The following is a 21,510-nucleotide window of genomic DNA, read 5'->3' on the forward strand; positions in this document are numbered from 1 at the left end:
GAAGTTTAGATATATTGTTTGAAGGGTGATAAAATATATAGCATGAAGCTAGAAGGTTTAAGGAGAACAGAGGAGGATATTGATGGAACCAGAATTGTTGTCACAAGTAAAAAAAGAACTATCTTCATTCCCAGAATATTGGGATGAGAATATTCTATTAAAAAATAAAGTGATTGAAGATCTCAGAGAGTATAGAGAAGACCTTATTGAAAAATTGCTTACAAACATAAAGATAAAAGATGCATATTCACTCAACGTAAGTAGTGGAACTATTTTTAAGATTAATGAATTTATTAGTATGCTACGCTTTAAAAATTATTGGGCAGATAGTTATACCAGGTTCAGTAATGAAATTGGTTTGACTAGTGATTCAAAATATATAAAGTATAACAATGATGTAGTAATAGATTATCCGCATAAGGATTGTGTACTTCAGGGAGGAATGACTAGAGAAGACAGAGGTAAAAATGAAGTTTACCACCATACGATTTTAGCAAGAGAAGAGATTGATATTCTCCTCTCTCCAAAGGTGTTAACTAATGCAAAAAGGTACACTTCAAACGGTATGGAGAAAGCAAACCAGTTTGATCAAAGTGATAATCTTATTTTAAAAGGTAATAACTTGATTGCTTTACATACTTTAAAAGAGCGATTTAGCGGACAAGTCAAGTTAATCTTTATTGACCCCCCTTACAATACAGGTGGCGACAGTTTTAAATACAATGATAGGTTTAATCACTCAACTTGGTTAACGTTTATGAAAAATCGAATTGAAGTAGCTAAGGAACTGTTAGCATCAGACGGCTCTATATGGATTTCAATAGACGACGATGAGTCTCATTACTTAAAAGTTCTGTGTGACGAGATTTTTGGGAGAGACAACTTCATAAACAATGTTGTATGGGAAAAGAAATACACCGTGGCAAACGATGCCAAATGGCTATCTGATAACCATGACCATATTCTAGTTTATGCTAAAGATAAGAATGTCTGGCGTCCTAATCAAATGCCACGTACAGAAGAAATGAATAAAGCATATAAAAATCCGGATAATCACCCTAAAGGGCTATGGAAGTCCACACCTTTACATGCTAAAAGTGGTTCATTAACTGCTGAAAAGTTCAGTTATACTTTTAAAAATGGAGTAACATTTACACCGCCAGCAGGTACATTTTCAAGGTTTTCTAAAGAATCACTTCAAAGAATGGATGAAAATAATGAGATATGGTTTGGAAAGGATGGAACAGCAACCCCTTCAAGAAAAACCTTCCTAAGTGATCTAAAAAACCAAGGAACACCATCCAAGACAATCTGGAGTCATACTGAAGTTGGTCACAACCATGAGGCAAGAGAAGAAACAAAGAAGTTCAACGCAGATGAAGTCTTCTCAACACCGAAACCAGAACGCTTACTCAATAAAATAATTCATCTTGGTTCTAATGAAAACGATATTGTTTTGGACTTTTTCATGGGATCAGGTACTACACAAGCTGTGGCTATGAAAATGAATAGACAATTCATCGGTATTGAACAAATGGATTATATTGAAGATGTTTCTATAGCTAGGTTTAAAAAGGTTATTGAAGGAGAACAAGGCGGTATTTCTAAGGAAGTAAATTGGAATGGCGGCGGTAGTTTTGTTTATGCAGAGTTATATCAATTGAACCAAAAAGCCGTTAGCTCTATTAGCCAAGCTAAAAATGAGTATGAATTGATAAATTTCTTAAATGAAATTAGTCATTACGCACTTTATGATTATAAGGTAGAAATAAACCGCCTAATTGAAGAAATTAACGAACCTAAGGAGAACCTAAGTTTCGATGAGAAGAAAGAACTGATAATACGAGCCCTTGATGCTAACTTATTGTATTTGAATTATTCTGAAATGGAAGACTCTGAATTTGAAATAAGTGATATTGTAAAGGAGTTTAATGACTCTTATTATAATAAAAGCAAGGAAGATTTGTAATGTCAAACGAAATATTGCATTCGCGTATACAAACCAGGTTTAAGGATATATTTGAGGAAATACCTGACGTTCCTAAGTATATTTTAGATAATTTAAATCACGAAATAAGACCATACCAAAAGCAAGCTTTAAGACAGTTTATATACACTCAACGTGCAGACACAGCAGATGTTTCATTTAAACACTTGTTATTTCATATGGCAACAGGGTCTGGGAAAACACTGGTCTTGGCTGGAACAATTTTATATTTATTTAAAGAAAAAGGCTTGCAGAACTTTATTTTCTTTGTAAACAGTGATGCTATCATTAAAAAAACCAGAGATAACCTAACCAATACAAACTCTCCCAAGTATTTATTTAATGATCCTGGAATAGTAATTGATGGTAAAAGTATTAAAATACAATTAGTGGATGTTTTCCCTATCTCACCAGCTGAAAACACTATTTATCTCAAGCTAACTACAATACAAAAGCTTCATTCAGATTTAACTAAACCAGGTGAGAATAAAATCTCATTTGACATGCTGAAGGAAATGAGAACCGTTCTATTAGCGGATGAAGCACATCATATTAACACCTTAACAAAAAGCGAGAAGAAAAAGCTTTCCAAAAAAGAATTAGTAGAAAAGACTTGGGAAAGTACTGTTCAAAAATTGTTAAAACTAGATTACTCAAATAGATTGGTTGAATTCACAGCAACAATTGACTTAGATAATGAAGCACTTTTTAACAAATATTGTGACAAAATAGTTTATCAATATGACTTGAAAAGCTTTATGGATCAAGGTTATTCGAAGAATGTAATACTATTACGTTCTAATCAAGAAGATTTAAATAAAATGTTTAACGCAGCTTTATTAAGCCAATACAAAAAATATATTGCTCAATCTAATGGAGTCGATTTTAAACCAATTATACTTTTTAAATCAAATAAAATTTCTATATCGAAAGAAGCTAATAGAGATTTCTTAGACTTAATTGAAGGATTAAGTGTTGATCAGCTGAAAAATAACATACAGAACGGTTTATCTATTCACGATAATGAGCGAAGTATATGGAATAAAATGTATAAGTACTACGAAATGCGGAATTTAGAAAAGGTCATTGAGGATTTACAATGGGATTTTTCTAATGAATCAATACTAAACGCTAATGAGCAATCCTTAGTTTCTGAAAGCAATGCAATATTACTCAATACATTAGAAGACTTAAACAATCCCATAAGAGCAATTTTTGCTGTAGCTAAGTTAAACGAAGGTTGGGACGTCCTAAATCTATTTGACATAGTTCGTATAAGTGAAGGAGCTACGGCTACGAAAAAAACCACTGATAGTGAAGCTCAATTAATAGGAAGGGGAGCTCGATATCATCCATTTATATTTATGGGTGAAAAATCATATATGAGAAGGTTTGACTTTAAAGAAACTGATCTGAAAGCAATAGAAACATTGCACTATCACACAATAAATGAGAACTCATATATAAAGAAGCTAGAACAATCATTGGAAGCGGCTGATATACAAACAGTAGAAGATCATTACGTGAAGTTAGAGGCTAAGGTAAAACCTAAAATTAAAAAGACGGATTTTTATAAAAAAGGAAAGGTCTACGTAAATAAAACTGTTCCTACATCTGTAAGTGATTACCAGTCTTTAAAAGATTATGGTGTCTCTAAGGAATATTCAATTAGTTATGATGTAGGTGTAGAGAAGAGGTTCGGTTCCAATAAAGAAACCCGGTCTCAAACTGCAAAACACGAGGAATATTTTAATGTAAGTATATCTATGCTAAGGAAGGCTATACAACGCAATAAATTTTATCGATTTAACAATTTGAAAACTTATGTTCCCGCAATTACTTCTATTAAAGATTTCATAGAAGGGGAAAACTTTCTATCGAGCGTATCAATAATTATATCTCTACCGTTAGGACTATCACTCAATGACCTAAGTGCAAAAGAGAAGTTGGGATTTATAGAACAATTCTTGTCTTATGTTGAGGGAAAAATTAAATCGAATTATTTGAAAGAGCGTGGTACCTACTCATTTGAAGGGGTAGACATTTCAAAAGTAATAACTGATTATGTAATAGAAAAGAATAAAGCTTCTGATAAAATACAATTGAACCAAGTTATACAGTCCAAAAACATGAAGAGACATGACTGGTTTGTGTACGATAACGCAGTGGTTAACGGACTTGAATATGAAATGATAGACTTCATAGCCAATATTATTCAAGAATTAGAGGAAATCTATTCTGAAGTTTATTTGATCCGAAATGAAAGGAAAGCAAAGATAGTGGAATTTAATGGTACAAGAGGGTTTATGCCAGATTTTTTACTGTACCTAAAAGATGCTGACTTCACTTATCAAGTATTCCTTGAACCAAAAGGTAAAAAGTGGTACACAGAAGATAAATGGAAAGAAGATATCCTTATGGAGATATCAGACAACCCTGACGTAGTAGTGTTGGCAGAAAATGAAAGTGTAAGATTGCATGGTATAAAATTTTATTCTGAAGATACAGATCTAAGAAGAGAGTTTAAAGAAGATTTTTCAATGAAGGTTTTGAAAAGAAATAAACTCAATAAATAATTGCTATATTGATAAAACGAAAAAAGACCCTACTAGGGTCTTTTTTTTTAGGTTTAATTACTTGTTATATTGTAAAAAAATTCATTTTATCTCATACTTAAACTGTACAAATAATTCCATTGGAGGTAATTATATGCTAAGAAAACCTTTTCATGCAAGGTGCGACGACCGTACTAGACTATCATCCCTTCACCCTGTTGCAGGTGACGCAGGAGATTGGTTTCCCCGTGACATATTAGAACAATTTTCCCTTTCAGCTGTAGGCTTCGACTTTTTTGTCAACTGGAGTAATTATAAACTATCTGATGAATACTGGGTTAAGAGGATATTAAGTGAAGAGGAATTATCCAATGTTAATGATGAGATTTTGGAAGGTTTAATCTATGCTTGTGATTCAAAGGAGTTTGTAGAGGATCTAGCAAGAATACCACAAGGTTCCGTTAAGTATTTAATCTTTAGGGAATCTACTGACTGGAATAACTTAGATGAAGGCGACTTTCCGATATTAAAAGTTAACATTAATTCTGAAGGACGAGTTGATGGTTTTGATAGATTAAATATTTATCAGCTAATGGAACAAATACAATTCTTATCAGGAGGACCAGTACATGTAGGTGGTAAGGGGCTGATCTACTCAACATCCCGTCTTGAATGCTATTTATCTCGTACTGATTCAGCTTGGCCTGGAGATGTTGATTTAGTTTTACTTGATAAGGAGAAAAACCCATTCGCAATAATAGAGTTTAAGAAACACACTCTAACTGAAGACATTGAAAATCACAAGTTTGAAAGGTACTATTCAAATGGAAAGGATACAAGAAAATACAATCGTTTAGCAATTCTTAAAGAAAATATGGGAAACGACATTCCATTGTACATCCTTTATTATCCAACAAAAGAAAAGTTTGATTATGTACTTTTTGAAGAAGCGACTGGTGGATACGGGAGTTTAGAAGCGGGCAATTGCTATGGATTAGATCTGCCTACAAATAAATCTGAACAAACGCAATTTATTAGTAATATAGTAGATATTATTAAGAAGGAGCAATATATTTAAGGAATCTCTAAATGCGATAACTAAATACAGTGTAGGGGGAATAATAATGGTTAAATTTGAAGTGAAAAATAAAGAAGCAATATTGTACGTAGAGGGAGTACGTGAAGATACGTATGGTGAAGAGGAAATGCATATTGCTAAAAGTGTGTTAAGTGCGTTACAAAAGCGTGATGTAATTGCTTTTGAATTTGTGACAGATGGCTCTGTTGAAATATAAGTTCGAATACTTTTTGTGGGGACAGGTTGGGGACTGAAATTTTCATACTGTCCCCAATACAACTTACTAATACAACAATTTCATAAGTGAAATACATTAATTAGTAAAATATCTTACGTAACTTTTACAATTATACACTATTATTATCTCTGGAAAATTCCAGATGAGTCTTCACCCTAGTTAGCAAATTCAAGTATGGAAAAAGGTTTTGATGTAGAAGCAAGAAAAGTGTGGGGAAGACAAACAGAGCGATTATGTGAAGAAAGAGGAATATCACAAGTAGAACTCGCTCATTAAGTTGGTATTAATCGGACATACATCAGTTTCATCAAGCTAAGGCTAAGAGCCCCGATCACTCCTATGCTTTATAGAATTGATAATGTCCATGAAGGACATCCAGGTAGGCTTCTAGTAGAAATCAATGAAACACCGGACTAATCTATAAATAATCGTCAGGAGGGACCATACATAATTTATAAAGAATATTTGTATCTTAAGGTTAAGCGAAATCCATTATTTATTGAGATTTATCAAGCGGATCAATGGATTGCTATGACCAAAATTTATGATCGCCATTTTAAAGTAGAGTCTGATAGCAAGAATGAAGCGGTTCTGGGAATTTTATCGTCAATTAAGGATTGTGACTTGAACGAATATTAGAAAAAGACCTATGCCTCTGAATTTGTCAAAGCTCTTATCGGCATAGGTCTTTTTATGGACAATGGTATCTATTTAAGCACAACCTTCTCCTTAGGTGAGAAACGATTATATAAGCAAACTTTATAAATTAGAGAGTTATTTATGCAGATAGTGGGAGGTGAATAGGGTTTGGGATACTTCTTACAACTTCTCATAGAATCTTCTGATTTTTTCCATTATCATTCGCCTGCGTTCAACCAGAAATTCATCATAGTTATTGGCAGTCATTGAAAATATCGCTTCAGGAACGCAATTCATCTTCATATTTTCTCTTAGCGATGATTCATCATTTATTTCTCCAATTGCTAACTCACTATCAGTAATTTGTTTTCTAACAACCTCCATGTATTTTTCTGGAGCTTGATCCCTGATCGCTAAATTAACTGCTTGTTCCGTATAGACGTAGTTAGCGATTTGATTATAGTGGCGACGGTTATTATATCCATTATTTTGTAAATACTTTTTAGGGAATACATGATGAACATCTCCACGTTCTTCAATTAATTGTTGGACACGTATTGACTTTGATAAAAATGCATAATCGTTATCATAAATCTGTGACATGAGATAAAGGTTGAAATAGGGACTGCTTGCAACAGATGTTTCTAGGTTGTCCATGAAAATGTTCTCCCAATAGGCATCTGATAATTCACCGTTCTCAATAGAGGTGATATAGTCATTTGGGTTATTAGCATTGGCAAACCGTTTTATATCAAAGTCAAACATTGATTCTGGTGAACTTGAATATCTCTCTGTAAGTATTGAAATAACGAGCCACTTTCTAACAGCATGGTTGATATTAGAGGAATTAAAGCCACGCTCCCTTAAAAGTAAAAATAAAGAATAAGCAAAGTTAAGGCTATTCTGTGATCTGATTAATTTAGTATCAATAATCCCTGCGGACTTTAAAATCATAATAAAACGTTTGAAGTTTGTTTCATCCACAAATTTGATAACCCCATCACTTAAATCCTTAAACGAATTTTCAATGATGTCTTCTTTGTATTCTCTGGTTTCAAAATCTCTACCAGACAATAAGCTTACTAAGTTGGATAGCCTTCCGCGTAAAAATTTATACGTAAATGCCACTCTCAACACATCAGAATAACTTGGTTCGTAAATATTTGTATTATAATCTTTAACCCATTTAATTTTATGGAAAGGATCAGAGCTTGCAAATTCACTATCATTTTTCTTAATATCATCATAAATAGCTGGACTCTTGATTAAATGGGAAAAGTAATCAATGGTTTTTCGGATGATAGGCCCGTTATATACATCATTAACAGAGATCTTGGACATAGCAAAGTCAGCTTGACTTAAACTCACGCCAGCTGAATTTATTCTGATGAATATTTCTGTAACTGTTTCGATATCAAGCGTATGATTTAACTCAATAATCCCGAGAGTGCTGTGTTTAATATTTATTAACCGTTGAAGTATTGCATTTAGTGTATCTGGATTCATTTCAGGATTTTCCTGACAATATGTATTGATAAAATTGAACTGACTGAAGGTGCTGTTAAATATTTTAGAGATATCAGGTATCCACTTTTTATCATTCAATATGGCAGTATTTTGCACTTCGAATTTTTCTTCAAAAGGATGAAATGCTATTTTTATGCGTCTGTTTTGAAACTTTTTATTGAGAACTTCTTTGCCAGAAATAGCTGCCATAAGCGCCGTTACACGTTGTTGGCCATCAATAAGAATTCTTTTGCCATGTGATATACTGCCGTCTTTTAATCTCGCATCTGGATTTTGCCATGTAATGATATAACCTATGGGATAATCTTTATATAGCGAGTCTAATAAATCGCGAACTTTTGATGATTTCCATACAAAAGGCCTTTGGATTTCAGGTATGGCAACAATATCTTCTTCTATCCATCCTAGTAAAGCATTAACCGTGCTATTATTAACGTTGTAATTCGACATAAAATAATGCTCCTTTTTTATTTCTCTTTAACTTTATAATAACAAAAATAATAGATGTACAGTAGAAAGCTGTTGATCATAAACCAAAGTGGAATAAAGGGGCTTCTATGATCTACTTTCCCTTATAGTCTATTATTGGTAAAATATGCTTATCTTTAGAAGAGGAGTTTAAATATGCCTATATATAATAAACTGGTCCGCGATCTTATACCACAAATTATTGAAAAACAAGGAAAGGACCTAGAAGCCCAAATACTCTCAGAGGAAGAATACTACATAGAACTGAGAAAAAAGATTCAGGAAGAAGTGAACGAATACCTGGAAGCAGAAAGTGATGTAGATGCAGTAGAGGAGTTAGCGGACGTTCTTGAGTTAGTGAGGGCACTTGCAAGGCAACACGGATCTACTATAGAAGAAGTGGGAAAAGTACGAAAGGAAAAAGCAGAAAATAAAGGATCATTCGACGAAAAGTTTTTTTTAGGACATGTCGAAGATTAATAGAATGGATATATATCAGAAAGGACGAAGGAGTAAATTATGAGCCACAAGTTGCGGGTAGGAGAACTCCAATCCATCTATTTAACAGAAGAACAAATTTGGAGATCCTTCACAACTATTTTAACTACAAGATCAAAAAAGTCTTCAACTTACAAATATGGTTTGTTAAAGGCCATGATTGAAAATTTGTATCAAGTTGATGATGAAGCTGTGGTTTTCTATGATCAGCTTGCTTATTCTTTTGCAAAAATCTATTGGAACCTTGTGATTCATCATGGATTAGAGCAGGGAACTAGCGGATCAGCTGTGGTGAAGCGACTGATTGAAATTCAAAGAGAAGAGTCTATTCCAGAAGATATTACGTTTGATAAACTTAATGCCACTATCCAGGTGAAGGCAACAACGAGAATAAAAGCAGTTATGAAGACAAACGTTTTTGGAGCTCTTTATGGAGATACGCAAGGGTCCTTTTATGCTTTTGACCACAAAGAAGAAAGATTTCAGTTTAACAGGACTGTTTTGACATTCATGAGAAAGTACCAGCTCTTAATGGTAGATCTCATCAATTACCATATGGCTAAGATGATAGAAAGATTGAACGATGCTCCGCACATCAATTACTTGTTGGAAAAGGTAGAAAGTATTGCGAAGCGTTCTACTTTAAAGCCGTTTGAACGAGTGCTACTTCAATATACTGAAAACACGTGTTTCTACTGTGATAAACCGTTAAATAAAGGGCAGGCCAAAACTCATGTTGATCATTTCATTCCATGGTCATTCGTACAGTCGGATCAGTTATGGAACCTTGTTTTAACTTGCAGCAAGTGTAACACATCGAAAAAAGATAAGTTGCCTATACGTGATTTCCTTAGACTAGTAGTGGAACGGAATGAAGTTTTAGTGGTACAACAGGAAATTGTATCACAGGATAAAAATCTTAAAAATTATAAAGAAGAGAAAATGATTCATCTCTATGAATATTCTATACAGAATGGATATGAAAATATTTGGTGGCCTAGATGATGGATTGAAAAATTCTACAATTATCGAATTTGACTACTTATAAAGTAATTACCCTTAAAAAAAGGAATTACTGTTTTTGAATTTGTTAAGATTTGATTTTGGTAATAAAACTGTTGAAAGCGAGCTGGGAGCAGGTAATAACAACACAATCATTATAATTGAATGTTTTTTAGGGGGTCATTAAATGAATTATTTTCTTGTGTTTCAAAATAAAAGTTACAATGAAGAGCGCAAGGGTGGCTTTCTTTGGGCGCCTCAACGAAATCATTTGGGGCAAACCTTTCACCACTGGACTGATATGAGAAACATTAAAAAGGGCGATATCATTTTTAGTAGCTATGGGGGACAGATGCTTTCGGTATTAGTGGCTAAAGAAGATTGTATAGAACATGAAAAGCCAGTGGATTTAGATGGGTTAGATCTGTGGGAAAAAGATGGTTTCATGGTAAATGCAGAATACATAGATTTAAGCGTGCCAATAGTTTATAAAGATTACATGAACTCCATTTTAGCTTTGCAAGGAGAAAAGTATGCTCCTTTTAATAAAGTTGGTCGTGGTAATACTGGTTATGTATTTAGAGTATCTACAGAACTAGCAAACTTCTTGTTTGAAATTATCGAGCAAAGAAACGGCTATTCCATTGACATTTTTAAGTCGGATGAAACTAGTGATAAACAAATAATAGAGAAGATTGAGGAAGATGTAGGAAATTATTCAGTTGTTTTGGATAAAACAGACCAAGACACGATAATAAAAGCTCGCATTGGACAATCATTATTTAAGAAGGCTCTTTTGAATTTAGAATCAAAATGCAAAATTTGTGGAGTAAATGACACCCGCTTTCTTATAGCTAGCCATATCAAGCCATGGAGTACTTCGAATAATGAGGAGAGGCTAGATGTTAATAATGGTTTGCTTCTTTGTCCTAATCATGATTCCTTGTTCGATAGAGGCTTCATCAGTTTTGAAGATGATGGATATATCTTAGTTTCCTCAATTTTAGATGAAAAAATCAGAATTTTTATGAATATAAACGAGAACATTAGAATTGATCTAAGTAAAGATCAGAGAGAATTTATGAAATGGCATAGAGAAGAAAAATTCAAAAACTGATATACCTCTAAACACTAAAAGTTAATTGAATAGGTTAATGTTTGATAACTTTATGATTGGAACAATCAAGTTTAACAGGATGATAGGTTAAGATTCGATTTTCTTAGTGAGAAGCGAGGGGACAGTCCTTACGCTTCTAAGTATGTAAATGATTTATATTTGTTCAGTATGTGAAGCATTAAATAATTGAGGGTAGTATTTCTATAAAGAGAAAAGTAAAGTTAATTCTGCGCATAACTATGATTCAACAATCTGATTCAAAAGAGATGATTGGAAAATGGTATTTAAAGAACTCCTCTAAATTTGATGCAATTGCAAAAGTCTAGGGTACCTGACCCTTTTGCGCTAAGTATTAACGTAGTGAGGGTCAGGCACTCTTTAAATTAATTAAAGGAGGATTTTATGTTTCCTGAAAGTACTTATAGTAGCGAGAAAGAATTGATTGATCAGTTGAAAAACAAAAAAGAAACGTTTTGGTCTAATGAATCCCTTAAACCTTATCACACGCTGGACAAAAATCTATCTATCCCTATCAAAGACCTTCATGAAGCAGAAAATCTCTTTCATAGGTTTACTCCATATTTAGCTAAAGTATTTCCAGAAACCAAGAAAATAAACGGAATCATTGAATCTCCTATTCGTTGCATACCTTCTATGCAGCAGGAATTGGAAAAGCGATTCCAGCAATCCATCCCTGGCCATTTATATGTAAAATGTGATCACGAGCTTCCGATAGCCGGGTCCATAAAAGCGCGGGGAGGTATTTATGAAGTATTAAAATACGCGGAAGGGCTGGCGATAAAACATGGAAAGCTTACAAAAGATGATGACTATTCCAAGTTAGCCAATCCTGAATTCAGGCAGTTCTTTTCCAACTTCTCCATCGCTGTAGGATCCACAGGCAATCTGGCTTTGAGTATAGGCATCATGAGTGCTGTTTTAGGTTTTCAGGTGACGGTTCATATGTCCGTGGACGCGAAAGAATGGAAGAAAGACCTACTCAGGGATAAAGGTGTAGTGGTGGTGGAGCATGATAAGGATTTTTCTTTTGCCGTAAACGAAGGACGGAGACGATGTCAGGAGCAAAAGAACTGTTATTTTATTGATGACGAAAATTCCAAGGATTTATTTTTAGGCTATGCCGTAGCTGCTTTGCGCCTTCATGAGCAATTAAAACAGGAAAATATCTCGGTTGATGCGGATCATCCTCTGGTGGTTTATTTACCTTGCGGTGTAGGAGGAGGACCTGCGGGTATCACTTATGGACTGAAGTATGTTTTTGGGGATCATGTGCACTGTTATTTTGCAGAACCGACCAGCTCTCCGTGCATGATGCTTGGACTTGTCACAGGAAAACATGAGGACATTTCTGTTCAGGATATCGGGCTTGATAATAAGACGGAAGCGGATGGATTAGCTGTTGGACGACCATCAGCTTTGGCTGGCCGGCTGGTAGAAAATATGGTGAACGGCATTTATACGATCAACGACGAAAATTTGTACAAGCTATTGGCTCTTTTGCATGAATCGGAAGGTATTTCCCTCGAGCCATCGGCACTTGCAGGCATGTACGGTCCTTCTTCCATTGACATTCAAAACCAGTTAGACCTTATGTATGGGTCCCGGTTAAGTCAGGCGACACATTTAGTCTGGGCAACAGGTGGAAGTTTGGTGCCAAAAGATATTATGGAAGGTTTTGTTTCTAAAGGGACATCATTTCTTCGTCAAGATGAATAGAAGAAACTCACCTGTTAAAGGGCTCCTCGTGACACAATTGTGAAGCCTGGGGCGGATCGTCAGCTTCTATTCTTCCTTCATGATAAACAGAAAAATAGCATATTTTCCAAATTGAACACTTCTATTTAATTTGAAATACGGGAGTGAAATGAGGGAGAACTAGAACTGCCCCACTTCAGATTAAAGTGGAATAGGGAGGAATGCTTTAAATTGAAAAAAATCATAGCGCTACTGATTACTACCTTCTTTTTTATAGCAGGTTGCTCTGACAACTCGGATGATAATAACCAGGAAGAATCGCCACTACCTGCTGAAGGTTTAGAAGTGATAGCAGATAATCTGGAAGTTCCGTGGTCCATCGAAAAAATAGAAGATACCTTTTATTTAACAGAAAGATCAGGGAACATTGTCAAAATAGAAGATGGTGAAGTAGAAAGGCAGAGGGTAGAGCTTGAAGAAGAGGTATCCACAGCTTCAGAGGCAGGGTTGCTTGGTTTTGTTCTTGCTCCTGACTTTTCCGAATCGAACCTTGCCTATGCCTATTACACGTATGAAGATGGTGAAGAACAATTTAATCGTATCGTAACGCTTCGGTTGAAAGATAGTGTGTGGAGAGAAGAGGATTTGCTTCTTGACCAAATTCCAAGCGGTACTTACCATCATGGAGGAAGACTTAAAATAGGTCCTGGTGAAAAACTCTACGCTACGGCTGGGGATGCTTCTGATCCTGAAATAGCACAAGACCTAGATTCATTAGGTGGAAAAATTTTAAGAATCAACTTGGATGGATCAATACCGGATGATAATCCATTTGCGGATTCCTACGTTTATAGCTTTGGACATCGCAACCCTCAAGGGATGACTTGGTTATCAGATGGTACGATGTATGCAAGTGAACATGGGGATAATGCAAACGATGAGATTAATTTAATTGAAGCTGGTCAAAATTACGGATGGCCGGTTATAGAAGGCTCTGAAGAACAGGAGGGAATGGTTTCGCCTCTATTCACTTCTGGAGATAACTCCACCTGGGCACCATCTGGAATGGACAATTTTGCAGGAAAACTTTATGTTGCAGCATTAAGGGGTTCTGCCGTTTTAGAATTTGATCTCGAAACAGGTGAATACCGTGAAGTGATCACTGGTCTTGGAAGGATTCGGGATGTACAGATAAAGGATGACGATCTTTATTTCATTAGTAATAATACAGATGGTCGTGGAAATCCACAGGAAAATGATGACAAGCTATATAGAATTTCACTCTTAGATCTGAATTAATCACTGAAGATTAATTGGTTAAAATTAGACCATAAAAAAGAGCGCTTCAGTCACGTAGCGCTCTTTCTTATGGTCCATCATTTATAATCAAAGGGAATAATGGCATTTTTTAAAACGTGTACATAACCTGAATGAAAAAGGAAAGTGTAGCTTCTTACTTAATATACTGGAAGGAGATGTGATAAAAATCAAAGGAGGTTATTTGTGGACGCATTCTTACTGATTATAATGTTATTGGCTTTAGCAGGTACAATCGTCTTTTTTGTTTTTGCCTTGGTAAAAGGCTAGAATCACAAGCGCGGGAACTTTCTAAAAGCAGGTGGGTGTCTGTAAAAAGTGCCTGACCCCCAGCGCTCTAACATTTTAGCGGAGTGGGAAGTCAGGCATTTTAAAGTTTATATTTACCTTCTGAAATTTCCTATGACTTCTACTGTTTCACTGACACTAACAAATGCTTTGGGGTCAATACTTGTAATCAGTGATTTAACTAACGCAAGCTCATAACGCGTAATAACCGTATAGAGCACTTTACGTTCTGTGTTTGAATATCCACCTTGACCATACATAACAGTGATGCCACGTATTAAATTATCCAGCAGCTCACTTTTCACTTCTTCCCCTCGATCGGATACAACCATTAAGCTAAGCTTCACATGGCGGGTATGAACACGGTCGATCACGATTCCAGTAATATAAATGGATATCATGGTGTACAGAGCTAATTCCCATGAAAAAACAAAGCCGGAGATAAAAACAACCACACTATTGATAGCAAAAATCAATACTCCTAACGGGATATCACGTTTCAACGTGAGTAGGAGCCCAATAATATCAGCTCCACCACCAGATCCGTAAAACCTGATGATCGTGCCAATGGCTCCACCAGCAATCGCTCCTCCAAATACACAGGCTAACAAGGCATCTTCTGTTACTTGAATGACTGGGAGGTATTGCATCGTGATTGAGGTGATAACTACTGAAAATATGCTATTCGCAATAAACTCTTTTCCTAGCTTCATCCATCCTAGAATAAAGATCGGGGCATTCAGAACCACTAACCAAATACCCGCACTTATAGGAGTAAGTATCCCGAACACCATAGCCAGCCCGGTCACCCCACCAGTTAAGACTTCATTGGGGATCAAAAACAGGTTGAAGGCTGCTCCTAATATGATGGAGGCGACAAATAATACGACTAAATTTTTCAAGCGACTCATGAAAACACTCCAATTTATGTTATAAAAAATACTAAATGAATTTTAGCGACCGTGAATTTGTAAGTCAATAATATTTTATTTCATTCGTTTTTCAGGAATGTTTTGACAATCATTTATAACATGTTACGATATCATTGAAATCAAAAAAACATAGACGATCCACTAGGGGTGCCTTCTCATAAGGCTGAGATTAAAGTGTAGCTTTAAGACTCTTAGAACCTGATCTGGTTGATACCAGCGTAGGGAAGTGGCGGTTACGTGTATCTTAAGCTACATATAGATGTTTACACATGAAACCACTTTCTTCACGCATATGAAGAAAGTGGTTTTTTTAGTGTCTGGAAATAGATGCATCGAGTGCTTGCGTCTTATTCCTTATTTCCTTGACCGTGGATCGTCGGGAAAAGGAGAGAGTTACAATGAAATTTTCACAACAGATTCGAGAAGCGGTGGATCCCATTTGGGAAGCAAGTTTCAACCATCCGTTTGTAAAAGGGATTGGAGAAGGGACGTTATCGCTCGACCAGTTCGGCTACTACGTGCTTCAAGATTCTTATTATTTATCCCATTTCTCCAGAGTGCAGGCGATGGGAGCAGCGAAGTCAGAGGACATGAAAACCATGGCCAGTATGGCTTCTCATGCTCAAGGGACGTATGAAGCAGAGATGGAGCTTCACGAGAACTTTTCAAAAAGGCTCGGAATTACAGAGGAGGAGCGCAACCAGTTCACTCCTTCTCCGACGGCTTACGCATACGCATCCCATATGTATCGGGGAGCCTACCACGGGGACTTGGGAGAAATCATCGCTACAATTCTTCCGTGCTACTGGCTTTATTATGAAGTCGGGGAGCACTTGAAAGATCATCAGCCGGAAGAACCGATTTATCAGGAATGGATCGGCACCTATGGCGGGGATTGGTTCCGGACACTTGTAGAGGAGCAGATCCAGAGGCTGGATGATCTGGCGGAATTGAAATCGGTAGCTGACCGTGAGCGGATGATGGAGTTGTTTGTGATCAGCAGTCAGTATGAGTACAAGTTTTGGGAAATGGCTTATGTCATGGAAGAATGGCCGTTTGATATGAGAACTTCTTTAACGGCAGGAAGAGGAATGTGAGGCCTTCCATTCATTTGATGTCGACAGGGAAGCAGACTTTTTCTGAACTGACCAAGATAGTGACAGCGGTGCAGCAGGATGTCGACTATCTCCACATTCGAGAAAAGCAACGGTCTGCCGCTGAAATTTTTGATGGACTTCAACAGCTGACGGATACCGGTTTTCCAAGGGATCGTATCATCATTAACGACAGGGCAGATGTAGCTTCTGTTGCAGGATGCTTCGGGGTGCAGTTGACTCACCACAGCCTGCCTGTCTCTCAAGTGAAGCAAACCTTTTCAGACCTGAGTGTGGGGAAATCCGTTCATTCTTTAAATGAGGGCATAGATGCGGAACAGGAAGGAGCGGATTTTCTCTTATACGGAAATATCTATCCCACCGCCTCCAAGCCTGGAAAAGCGGGGAAAGGATTGAGTTCGCTCCGTGAAATTATCGAACCTGTAGGGTGCCCGGTCGTTGCTATCGGTGGAATAACGCCAGAGCGGGCAGGTGATGTCATTCGTGCGGGAGCTCAGGGGATTGCAGTCATGTCCGGCATTCTACAGGCGGAGGATCCTGTGGAAGCAGCACAGGCTTACCGGAAGGAAATCGATGGAGGGAGGATGTTATGAATACGCATTATGAAACGATTGTTGTCGGTGCTGGAGTGATTGGCAGTTCCATCGCCTATCATTTGGCTAAGCGTGGACGCAGCGTTCTTCTCTTGGAGCGAGGGACAATTGCCTGCAAAGCTTCTTCAGCTGCCGCTGGCATGCTTGGAGCGCAATCGGAACTAAAAGACGGGAACGATTCGTTGTACTCACTCGCCACAGCAAGTCGGGCGATGTTCCCTACGCTCGCTGAAGAATTAAAAGAATATAGCGGCATTGATATTGGTTTGCAGCAAAATGGCATTTATAAAATTGCTACCAATGAAGGAGAAAGAAAAGAGTTAATCGCATATGGGGAAGTTCAACGAAGCCGCGGGGAGGAAGCGAAGTGGATGGAGCCCCAGGAATTCCAAAGAGAAGAGCCGGCGGTGTCTTCCCAGCTGAGTGGCGCGTTATTTCTCCCTAACGATGGTCAAGTTTCCGCTCCCCATTTGTCGAAGGCTTTTGCCATGTCAGCGGTAGAGCTTGGAGCCGAACTTTTAGAATATACCGATGTACAAGGTTTAATTAAAGAAGGGAATCAAGTCACAGGCGTGAGAACCAATCGAGGAGACGTAAGCGCCGATCATGTCGTAGTCGCTTGCGGGGCATGGAGTGAAGATTTGCTTGGAAAACAGGAACTGGGGATGGATATGTTTCCGGTAAAAGGTGAATGCTTTTCCGTGAAAACGAAGCGCAGGCTCATTCAAGGGACGCTCTTTTCTAAGGGATGTTACATCGTTCCGAAGGCAGGGGGGCGTCTGGTGATCGGTGCAACAGAAAAGCCTGGTACATTTGATGAAACGGTAACCTTGGGCGGGTTATTTCCATTGATCAAAGCAGCGACTCAGTTGGTGCCTGAACTTGTTTTTGCGGAGTGGGAAACAGCCTGGACCGGGCTTCGTCCACAAACGGAAGGCGCCATTCCGTATCTGGGCCCGCACCAGGAGTATGCCGGACTTTTTGTCGCTACCGGACACTATCGCAATGGCATTTTATTGTCCCCGATCACAGGAAAAGTGATCGCAGACTTGATTGAAGGCAAGGATGTTCCTCATGAATGGATAACTACTGGGAATTTATCACGTGGAGGAGTGAACCTATGAAACTACGAATCAATGGGGAATGGCTGACCGTTCCGGAAACGGTCGATACAATCGGTGAGCTTCTGGGTCATTTTCAATTGGATCAGCGGGTGGTCATCGTTGAACAGAATGAAACCATCCTCGAGAAGGAATCACGATCAGAACACAAGGTGCAGGATGGAGATACGATTGAAATTGTACAATTTGTAGGAGGCGGATGAAGATGTTGAAAATCGGTAACCAGGAATTCAAGTCACGTTTGTTGTTAGGCACAGGAAAGTATCCGGATTTTGACGTTCAGAAAAAGGCGGTGGAGGCATCAGGGACCGATATCCTTACCTTTACCGTAAGGCGGATGAATATTTTCGAACCAAGCCAGCCGAATTTCCTTGAACAGATTGATGTCGAGAGATTTACGCTCCTTCCGAACACGGCGGGTGCGAAAACGGCAGAAGAAGCGGTCCGACATGCTAAACTGGCGAAAGCTTCAGGGCTTTGCGATATGATCAAGGTGGAAGTGATCGGCTGTGACAGGACGTTACTGCCGGACCCAGTAGAAACGCTCAAGGCAACAGAAGAACTGATCCAAGAAGGGTTCACGGTTCTTCCTTATACCTCCGATGATGTCGTGCTTGCCCGCCGGTTGGAAGAATTGGGTGCTCATGCGGTTATGCCGGGAGCTTCCCCAATCGGTTCTGGCCAAGGGATCATCAACCGTGAGAATCTTCAATTCATTATCGAACAATCAACGGTGCCAGTCATCGTGGATGCCGGGATCGGGTCCCCGGCTGATGTAGCACAGGCCATGGAGCTTGGAGCGGATGGTGTGTTGTTAAATACAGCTGTTTCGGCAGCGAAAGACCCAGTGAAGATGGCCGAAGCGATGAAATTAGCAATCGAAGCCGGGCGTCTTGGTTATGAAGCAGGAAGAATTCCGAAAAAACGCTATGCCACAGCAAGCAGTCCGATAGAGGGAATGAGCCGTCCATGAATGAACGCTATTCCAGACAGACGCTTTTTGCTCCCATTGGAGAAGCAGGCCAGAAAAAAATCAGGGACAAACATGTGCTGCTTCTTGGAGCAGGAGCGCTGGGAACAGGAAATGCTGAAGCTCTCGTACGCGCAGGGATTGGACGGTTAACAGTGATTGACCGTGATTATGTGGAGTGGAGCAATCTCCAAAGGCAGCAATTGTACTCAGAACAGGATGCCGAAGACCGAATCCCAAAAGCAGTGGCGGCGAAACAACGGTTGGGGGAGGTGAACAGTGACGTACTAGTCGATGCCTACGTCTTGGATGCGACTCCATCTGATATGGAACGGTTATTAGATAGCGTCGATCTCATGATTGATGCCACCGATAACTTTGATGCCAGGATGATGATGAACGATCTTTCTCAAAAATACCAGATTCCATGGATTTATGGGGCATGCGTGAGCAGTTATGGCATCAGCTATACCATTCTTCCGGGGGAGACCCCTTGTTTGAACTGCCTGCTTAATCAAGTGCCCCACGGTGGCATGACTTGTGATACCGCCGGAATTATCAGTCCTGCTGTGCAGATGGTCGTCGCTCATCAAACCGTTGAAGCTATGAAAATACTAGTGGAAGACTGGGCGGTTGTCAGCCGGAAGCTTGTTTCCTTTGACCTGTGGCAGAATCAGCATACATCCATCAACGTATCCAGGATGAAGAACGAAAGCTGCCCTTCTTGTGGAGAGAACCCTTCCTATCCATTTTTAGAATATAGCCAACAGATGAAAACGGCTGTTTTGTGTGGGCGTGACTCTGTTCAAATCCGCCCTCCGGCAAACGGGGAATGGAGTTTAGAAGAGGTTGCAAGGAATCTTGATAAACAGAAGGGGAAGGTAGAACAAAATCCATATCTTGTTTCTTTTACAACGGGGAAAAGGAGGATGGTTTTATTTAAAGACGGTCGTGCTTTGATACACGGAACGCAGGATGAGACAGAAGCGAAGACACTTTACCATCGGTACTTTGGCTAACAGCAAATCGCTCCGATGTATGTATCCAATTTCATAAAGCGAGAGTAAGGCACGGGTATGAGTGAAATATGTTTTAAGGATAAGAGAACATGTTTAATGAAGAAATGACAAAAGGCAGATAAGTGACAATCTTATATAATGTGCACAAAAGAGCGCTTCAATCACGAAGCGCTTTTTCATTATGAACTCGTTTCTGAGATGAATTCTTACAGAACAAAGCATGCATTTTTCCCTAAACGGTTCACTTAGATGACTGCTCTTTCGTTAGATTTCTTGAAGAATGAAAAATTCGTAACAAGTGTGATAAAAGGAGCGAAATATGGGAAGAATACATAAAATTACTCTCTCGGAGCTGAAAGCAGATGGTAAACTCGTTCCTGTTAAATGATAGCTTCTTGGGTCCGATCATTCTGTTCTTTACTTTTGCCGGTTTTCAGTTCTTTTTTACCTTTCATTCTTTAAAAACAAGTGACGTCAGTGGCATCTCTAGAGTAAGGAGTGGAGTTGATTGAGAAGTTTATCCAGCTTTTGAGATATGCATAAAACATCCTCATCGTCTGCTCCATTAAAATAGGCATCATACATTTCTTGTCGAACAGATTCTATTTTTTCTTCTAACAATGAAATATCATCCATAGTAATCCTCCGCGTAAGCTCTTCCAACTCAAGATTAACACATGTCTTTACAATATCCTGACAATTCGAATGATTTTGATTGTGGCAGTTTGAAACAGGTAAAAGGTACCAAGGACTAAATTCCTTATCCTAGGTGTTGGTAGCATAGGAGACAAATGACGCGAGAGCAAAAGCTCTGGCGTAATTAACAAAGGGGACTCATCACAATAGCTGGATATATAAGGGGTGTTTATGTGGTCACCTTCACCCTTATTCTTTATATCTCCTGTTCGTACATAAAAAATGCCAGTGCAGAATGAATGCACTGACAAAGAGGGGTGATCTCTTTATCTTTCATGTAATTTTTCTATGGCTGAAGAGAGTCTATGAAGAAGTGGTTTTTGAATGAAGTCAATGACTCCTAAAGAAGCACACCGGTCAAGGAGTCGTATATCACTAAGCTCAGAACAAACAATCACCTGCGCTTTTGGATACTTGCTATGTAGCTCCTCTAAGCATTCTAAACCTTCCATATCTGACATGGAAACATCAATGAGAACAAGGTCTGGATGATATCGATCATAAAGGGAGAGGACTTCCATGCAATCTTCCGTTTCCGCCAAAACTTTATAGGAATGTCGCTCTAATATACTTTTTAATCTACGTTTCTCTCGAGAATCATCTACCAATAGTGCAGTAGGCATACAATCTTCCT

19 protein-coding genes and 1 riboswitch are annotated in these 21,510 nt (G+C 38.2%); of the genes, 15 read left to right on the plus strand and 4 right to left on the minus strand.

The window, feature by feature from the left end:
- Nucleotides 1–82: 82 nt before the first annotated feature.
- From GLV98_RS02275 to GLV98_RS02290, 4 genes are all read left to right on the plus strand, one after another.
- Nucleotides 83–1,969 carry a site-specific DNA-methyltransferase gene (locus GLV98_RS02275; protein WP_160911699.1) on the plus strand — a complete coding sequence of 629 codons (1,887 nt, stop codon included), beginning with the start codon at nt 83–85 and terminating at the stop codon, nt 1,967–1,969.
- Nucleotides 1,969–4,563 carry a DEAD/DEAH box helicase family protein gene (locus GLV98_RS02280; protein ID WP_160911701.1) on the plus strand — a complete coding sequence of 865 codons (2,595 nt, stop codon included), beginning with the start codon at nt 1,969–1,971 and terminating at the stop codon, nt 4,561–4,563. Before GLV98_RS02275 ends, GLV98_RS02280 begins: the two co-directional genes overlap by 1 nt.
- 133 nt (nt 4,564–4,696) lie before the next feature.
- A complete protein-coding gene (locus tag GLV98_RS02285) occupies nt 4,697–5,620 on the plus strand; it encodes a hypothetical protein (protein ID WP_160911703.1) in 924 nt (307 codons plus the stop codon).
- Nucleotides 5,621–5,666: 46 nt separating this feature from the next.
- Nucleotides 5,667–5,837, plus strand: coding sequence for a hypothetical protein (locus tag GLV98_RS02290; protein WP_160911705.1), 171 nt, complete (start codon nt 5,667–5,669; stop codon nt 5,835–5,837).
- Nucleotides 5,838–6,677: 840 nt separating this feature from the next.
- On the opposite strand, the gene GLV98_RS02295 is transcribed toward GLV98_RS02290, so the two are convergent.
- Complete coding sequence (locus tag GLV98_RS02295; protein WP_160911707.1) at nt 6,678–8,474, minus strand: GmrSD restriction endonuclease domain-containing protein; 1,797 nt, start codon at nt 8,472–8,474, stop codon at nt 6,678–6,680.
- 174 nt (nt 8,475–8,648) lie between these two features.
- On the opposite strand from GLV98_RS02295, the gene GLV98_RS02300 reads away from it, so the two are divergent.
- From GLV98_RS02300 to GLV98_RS02320, 5 genes are all read left to right on the plus strand, one after another.
- Nucleotides 8,649–8,972 (plus strand): nucleoside triphosphate pyrophosphohydrolase, encoded by a 324-nt coding sequence (locus tag GLV98_RS02300; RefSeq protein ID WP_160911709.1) that lies wholly within the window; start codon nt 8,649–8,651, stop codon nt 8,970–8,972.
- A 39-nt stretch (nt 8,973–9,011) separates the two neighbouring features.
- A complete protein-coding gene (locus GLV98_RS02305; protein WP_160911711.1) occupies nt 9,012–9,995 on the plus strand; it encodes an HNH endonuclease domain-containing protein in 984 nt (327 codons plus the stop codon).
- A gap of 184 nt (nt 9,996–10,179) precedes the next feature.
- A complete protein-coding gene (locus GLV98_RS02310; protein WP_160911713.1) occupies nt 10,180–11,109 on the plus strand; it encodes an HNH endonuclease in 930 nt (309 codons plus the stop codon).
- Nucleotides 11,110–11,511: 402 nt separating this feature from the next.
- Nucleotides 11,512–12,846 (plus strand): D-serine ammonia-lyase, encoded by a 1,335-nt coding sequence (locus tag GLV98_RS02315; protein WP_160911715.1) that lies wholly within the window; start codon nt 11,512–11,514, stop codon nt 12,844–12,846.
- Between the two features lie 210 nt (nt 12,847–13,056).
- A complete protein-coding gene (locus GLV98_RS02320) occupies nt 13,057–14,124 on the plus strand; it encodes a PQQ-dependent sugar dehydrogenase (RefSeq protein WP_160911717.1) in 1,068 nt (355 codons plus the stop codon).
- Between the two features lie 401 nt (nt 14,125–14,525).
- Here the strand turns inward: GLV98_RS02320 and GLV98_RS02325 are convergent, their stop codons facing one another.
- Nucleotides 14,526–15,341 carry a YitT family protein gene (locus GLV98_RS02325; RefSeq protein WP_160911720.1) on the minus strand — a complete coding sequence of 272 codons (816 nt, stop codon included), beginning with the start codon at nt 15,339–15,341 and terminating at the stop codon, nt 14,526–14,528.
- 154 nt (nt 15,342–15,495) lie between these two features.
- Nucleotides 15,496–15,604, plus strand: a riboswitch (TPP riboswitch).
- A 156-nt stretch (nt 15,605–15,760) separates the two neighbouring features.
- Between GLV98_RS02325 and tenA the strand changes: the two genes are divergently transcribed.
- From tenA to GLV98_RS02355, 6 genes are read left to right on the plus strand one after another with little or no spacing between them, the layout of a single operon-like run.
- Nucleotides 15,761–16,459 carry a thiaminase II gene (gene tenA, locus GLV98_RS02330; RefSeq protein WP_160911722.1) on the plus strand — a complete coding sequence of 233 codons (699 nt, stop codon included), beginning with the start codon at nt 15,761–15,763 and terminating at the stop codon, nt 16,457–16,459.
- Nucleotides 16,456–17,070 (plus strand): thiazole tautomerase TenI, encoded by a 615-nt coding sequence (tenI, locus tag GLV98_RS02335; protein ID WP_160911724.1) that lies wholly within the window; start codon nt 16,456–16,458, stop codon nt 17,068–17,070. The genes tenA and tenI overlap by 4 nt, the downstream gene beginning before the upstream one ends.
- Complete coding sequence (thiO, locus tag GLV98_RS02340; protein ID WP_160911726.1) at nt 17,067–18,194, plus strand: glycine oxidase ThiO; 1,128 nt, start codon at nt 17,067–17,069, stop codon at nt 18,192–18,194. Before tenI ends, thiO begins: the two co-directional genes overlap by 4 nt.
- On the plus strand, nt 18,191–18,394 hold the full coding sequence (thiS, locus tag GLV98_RS02345; RefSeq protein WP_160911729.1) for a sulfur carrier protein ThiS: 204 nt from the start codon (nt 18,191–18,193) through the stop codon (nt 18,392–18,394). Before thiO ends, thiS begins: the two co-directional genes overlap by 4 nt.
- A 2-nt stretch (nt 18,395–18,396) precedes the next feature.
- Nucleotides 18,397–19,164: a thiazole synthase gene (locus tag GLV98_RS02350; protein ID WP_160911731.1), complete on the plus strand. Its 768-nt coding sequence runs from the start codon at nt 18,397–18,399 to the stop codon at nt 19,162–19,164.
- Nucleotides 19,161–20,180, plus strand: coding sequence for a thiazole biosynthesis adenylyltransferase ThiF (locus GLV98_RS02355; RefSeq protein ID WP_160911733.1), 1,020 nt, complete (start codon nt 19,161–19,163; stop codon nt 20,178–20,180). The genes GLV98_RS02350 and GLV98_RS02355 overlap by 4 nt, the downstream gene beginning before the upstream one ends.
- Nucleotides 20,181–20,666: 486 nt before the next feature.
- Here the strand turns inward: GLV98_RS02355 and GLV98_RS02360 are convergent, their stop codons facing one another.
- Complete coding sequence (locus GLV98_RS02360) at nt 20,667–20,816, minus strand: aspartyl-phosphate phosphatase Spo0E family protein (protein ID WP_160911735.1); 150 nt, start codon at nt 20,814–20,816, stop codon at nt 20,667–20,669.
- Nucleotides 20,817–21,142: 326 nt separating this feature from the next.
- Nucleotides 21,143–21,499 carry a response regulator gene (locus tag GLV98_RS02365; protein WP_160911738.1) on the minus strand — a complete coding sequence of 119 codons (357 nt, stop codon included), beginning with the start codon at nt 21,497–21,499 and terminating at the stop codon, nt 21,143–21,145.
- Nucleotides 21,500–21,510 lie beyond the last annotated feature (11 nt).

The sequence above is a fragment of the Halobacillus litoralis genome (genome assembly GCF_009856415.1).
Classification (GTDB): domain Bacteria; phylum Bacillota; class Bacilli; order Bacillales; family Halobacillaceae; genus Halobacillus; species Halobacillus litoralis_C.

What these genes read in the sequence shown, in the direction of transcription:
- thiO (WP_160911726.1), top strand. Translation starts at nt 17,067, where the DNA reads ATGAATACGCATTATGAAACGATTGTTGTCGGTGCTGGAGTGATTGGC.
- GLV98_RS02300 (WP_160911709.1), top strand. Translation starts at nt 8,649, where the DNA reads ATGCCTATATATAATAAACTGGTCCGCGATCTTATACCACAAATTATT.
- GLV98_RS02290 (WP_160911705.1), top strand. Translation starts at nt 5,667, where the DNA reads ATGGTTAAATTTGAAGTGAAAAATAAAGAAGCAATATTGTACGTAGAG.
- GLV98_RS02280 (WP_160911701.1), top strand. Translation starts at nt 1,969, where the DNA reads ATGTCAAACGAAATATTGCATTCGCGTATACAAACCAGGTTTAAGGAT.
- GLV98_RS02275 (WP_160911699.1), top strand. Translation starts at nt 83, where the DNA reads ATGGAACCAGAATTGTTGTCACAAGTAAAAAAAGAACTATCTTCATTC.
- GLV98_RS02305 (WP_160911711.1), top strand. Translation starts at nt 9,012, where the DNA reads ATGAGCCACAAGTTGCGGGTAGGAGAACTCCAATCCATCTATTTAACA.
- GLV98_RS02315 (WP_160911715.1), top strand. Translation starts at nt 11,512, where the DNA reads ATGTTTCCTGAAAGTACTTATAGTAGCGAGAAAGAATTGATTGATCAG.
- GLV98_RS02360 (WP_160911735.1), bottom strand. Translation starts at nt 20,816, where the DNA reads ATGGATGATATTTCATTGTTAGAAGAAAAAATAGAATCTGTTCGACAA.
- GLV98_RS02355 (WP_160911733.1), top strand. Translation starts at nt 19,161, where the DNA reads ATGAATGAACGCTATTCCAGACAGACGCTTTTTGCTCCCATTGGAGAA.
- GLV98_RS02350 (WP_160911731.1), top strand. Translation starts at nt 18,397, where the DNA reads ATGTTGAAAATCGGTAACCAGGAATTCAAGTCACGTTTGTTGTTAGGC.
- GLV98_RS02310 (WP_160911713.1), top strand. Translation starts at nt 10,180, where the DNA reads ATGAATTATTTTCTTGTGTTTCAAAATAAAAGTTACAATGAAGAGCGC.
- tenA (WP_160911722.1), top strand. Translation starts at nt 15,761, where the DNA reads ATGAAATTTTCACAACAGATTCGAGAAGCGGTGGATCCCATTTGGGAA.
- GLV98_RS02325 (WP_160911720.1), bottom strand. Translation starts at nt 15,341, where the DNA reads ATGAGTCGCTTGAAAAATTTAGTCGTATTATTTGTCGCCTCCATCATA.
- GLV98_RS02285 (WP_160911703.1), top strand. Translation starts at nt 4,697, where the DNA reads ATGCTAAGAAAACCTTTTCATGCAAGGTGCGACGACCGTACTAGACTA.
- GLV98_RS02365 (WP_160911738.1), bottom strand. Translation starts at nt 21,499, where the DNA reads ATGCCTACTGCACTATTGGTAGATGATTCTCGAGAGAAACGTAGATTA.
- GLV98_RS02295 (WP_160911707.1), bottom strand. Translation starts at nt 8,474, where the DNA reads ATGTCGAATTACAACGTTAATAATAGCACGGTTAATGCTTTACTAGGA.
- thiS (WP_160911729.1), top strand. Translation starts at nt 18,191, where the DNA reads ATGAAACTACGAATCAATGGGGAATGGCTGACCGTTCCGGAAACGGTC.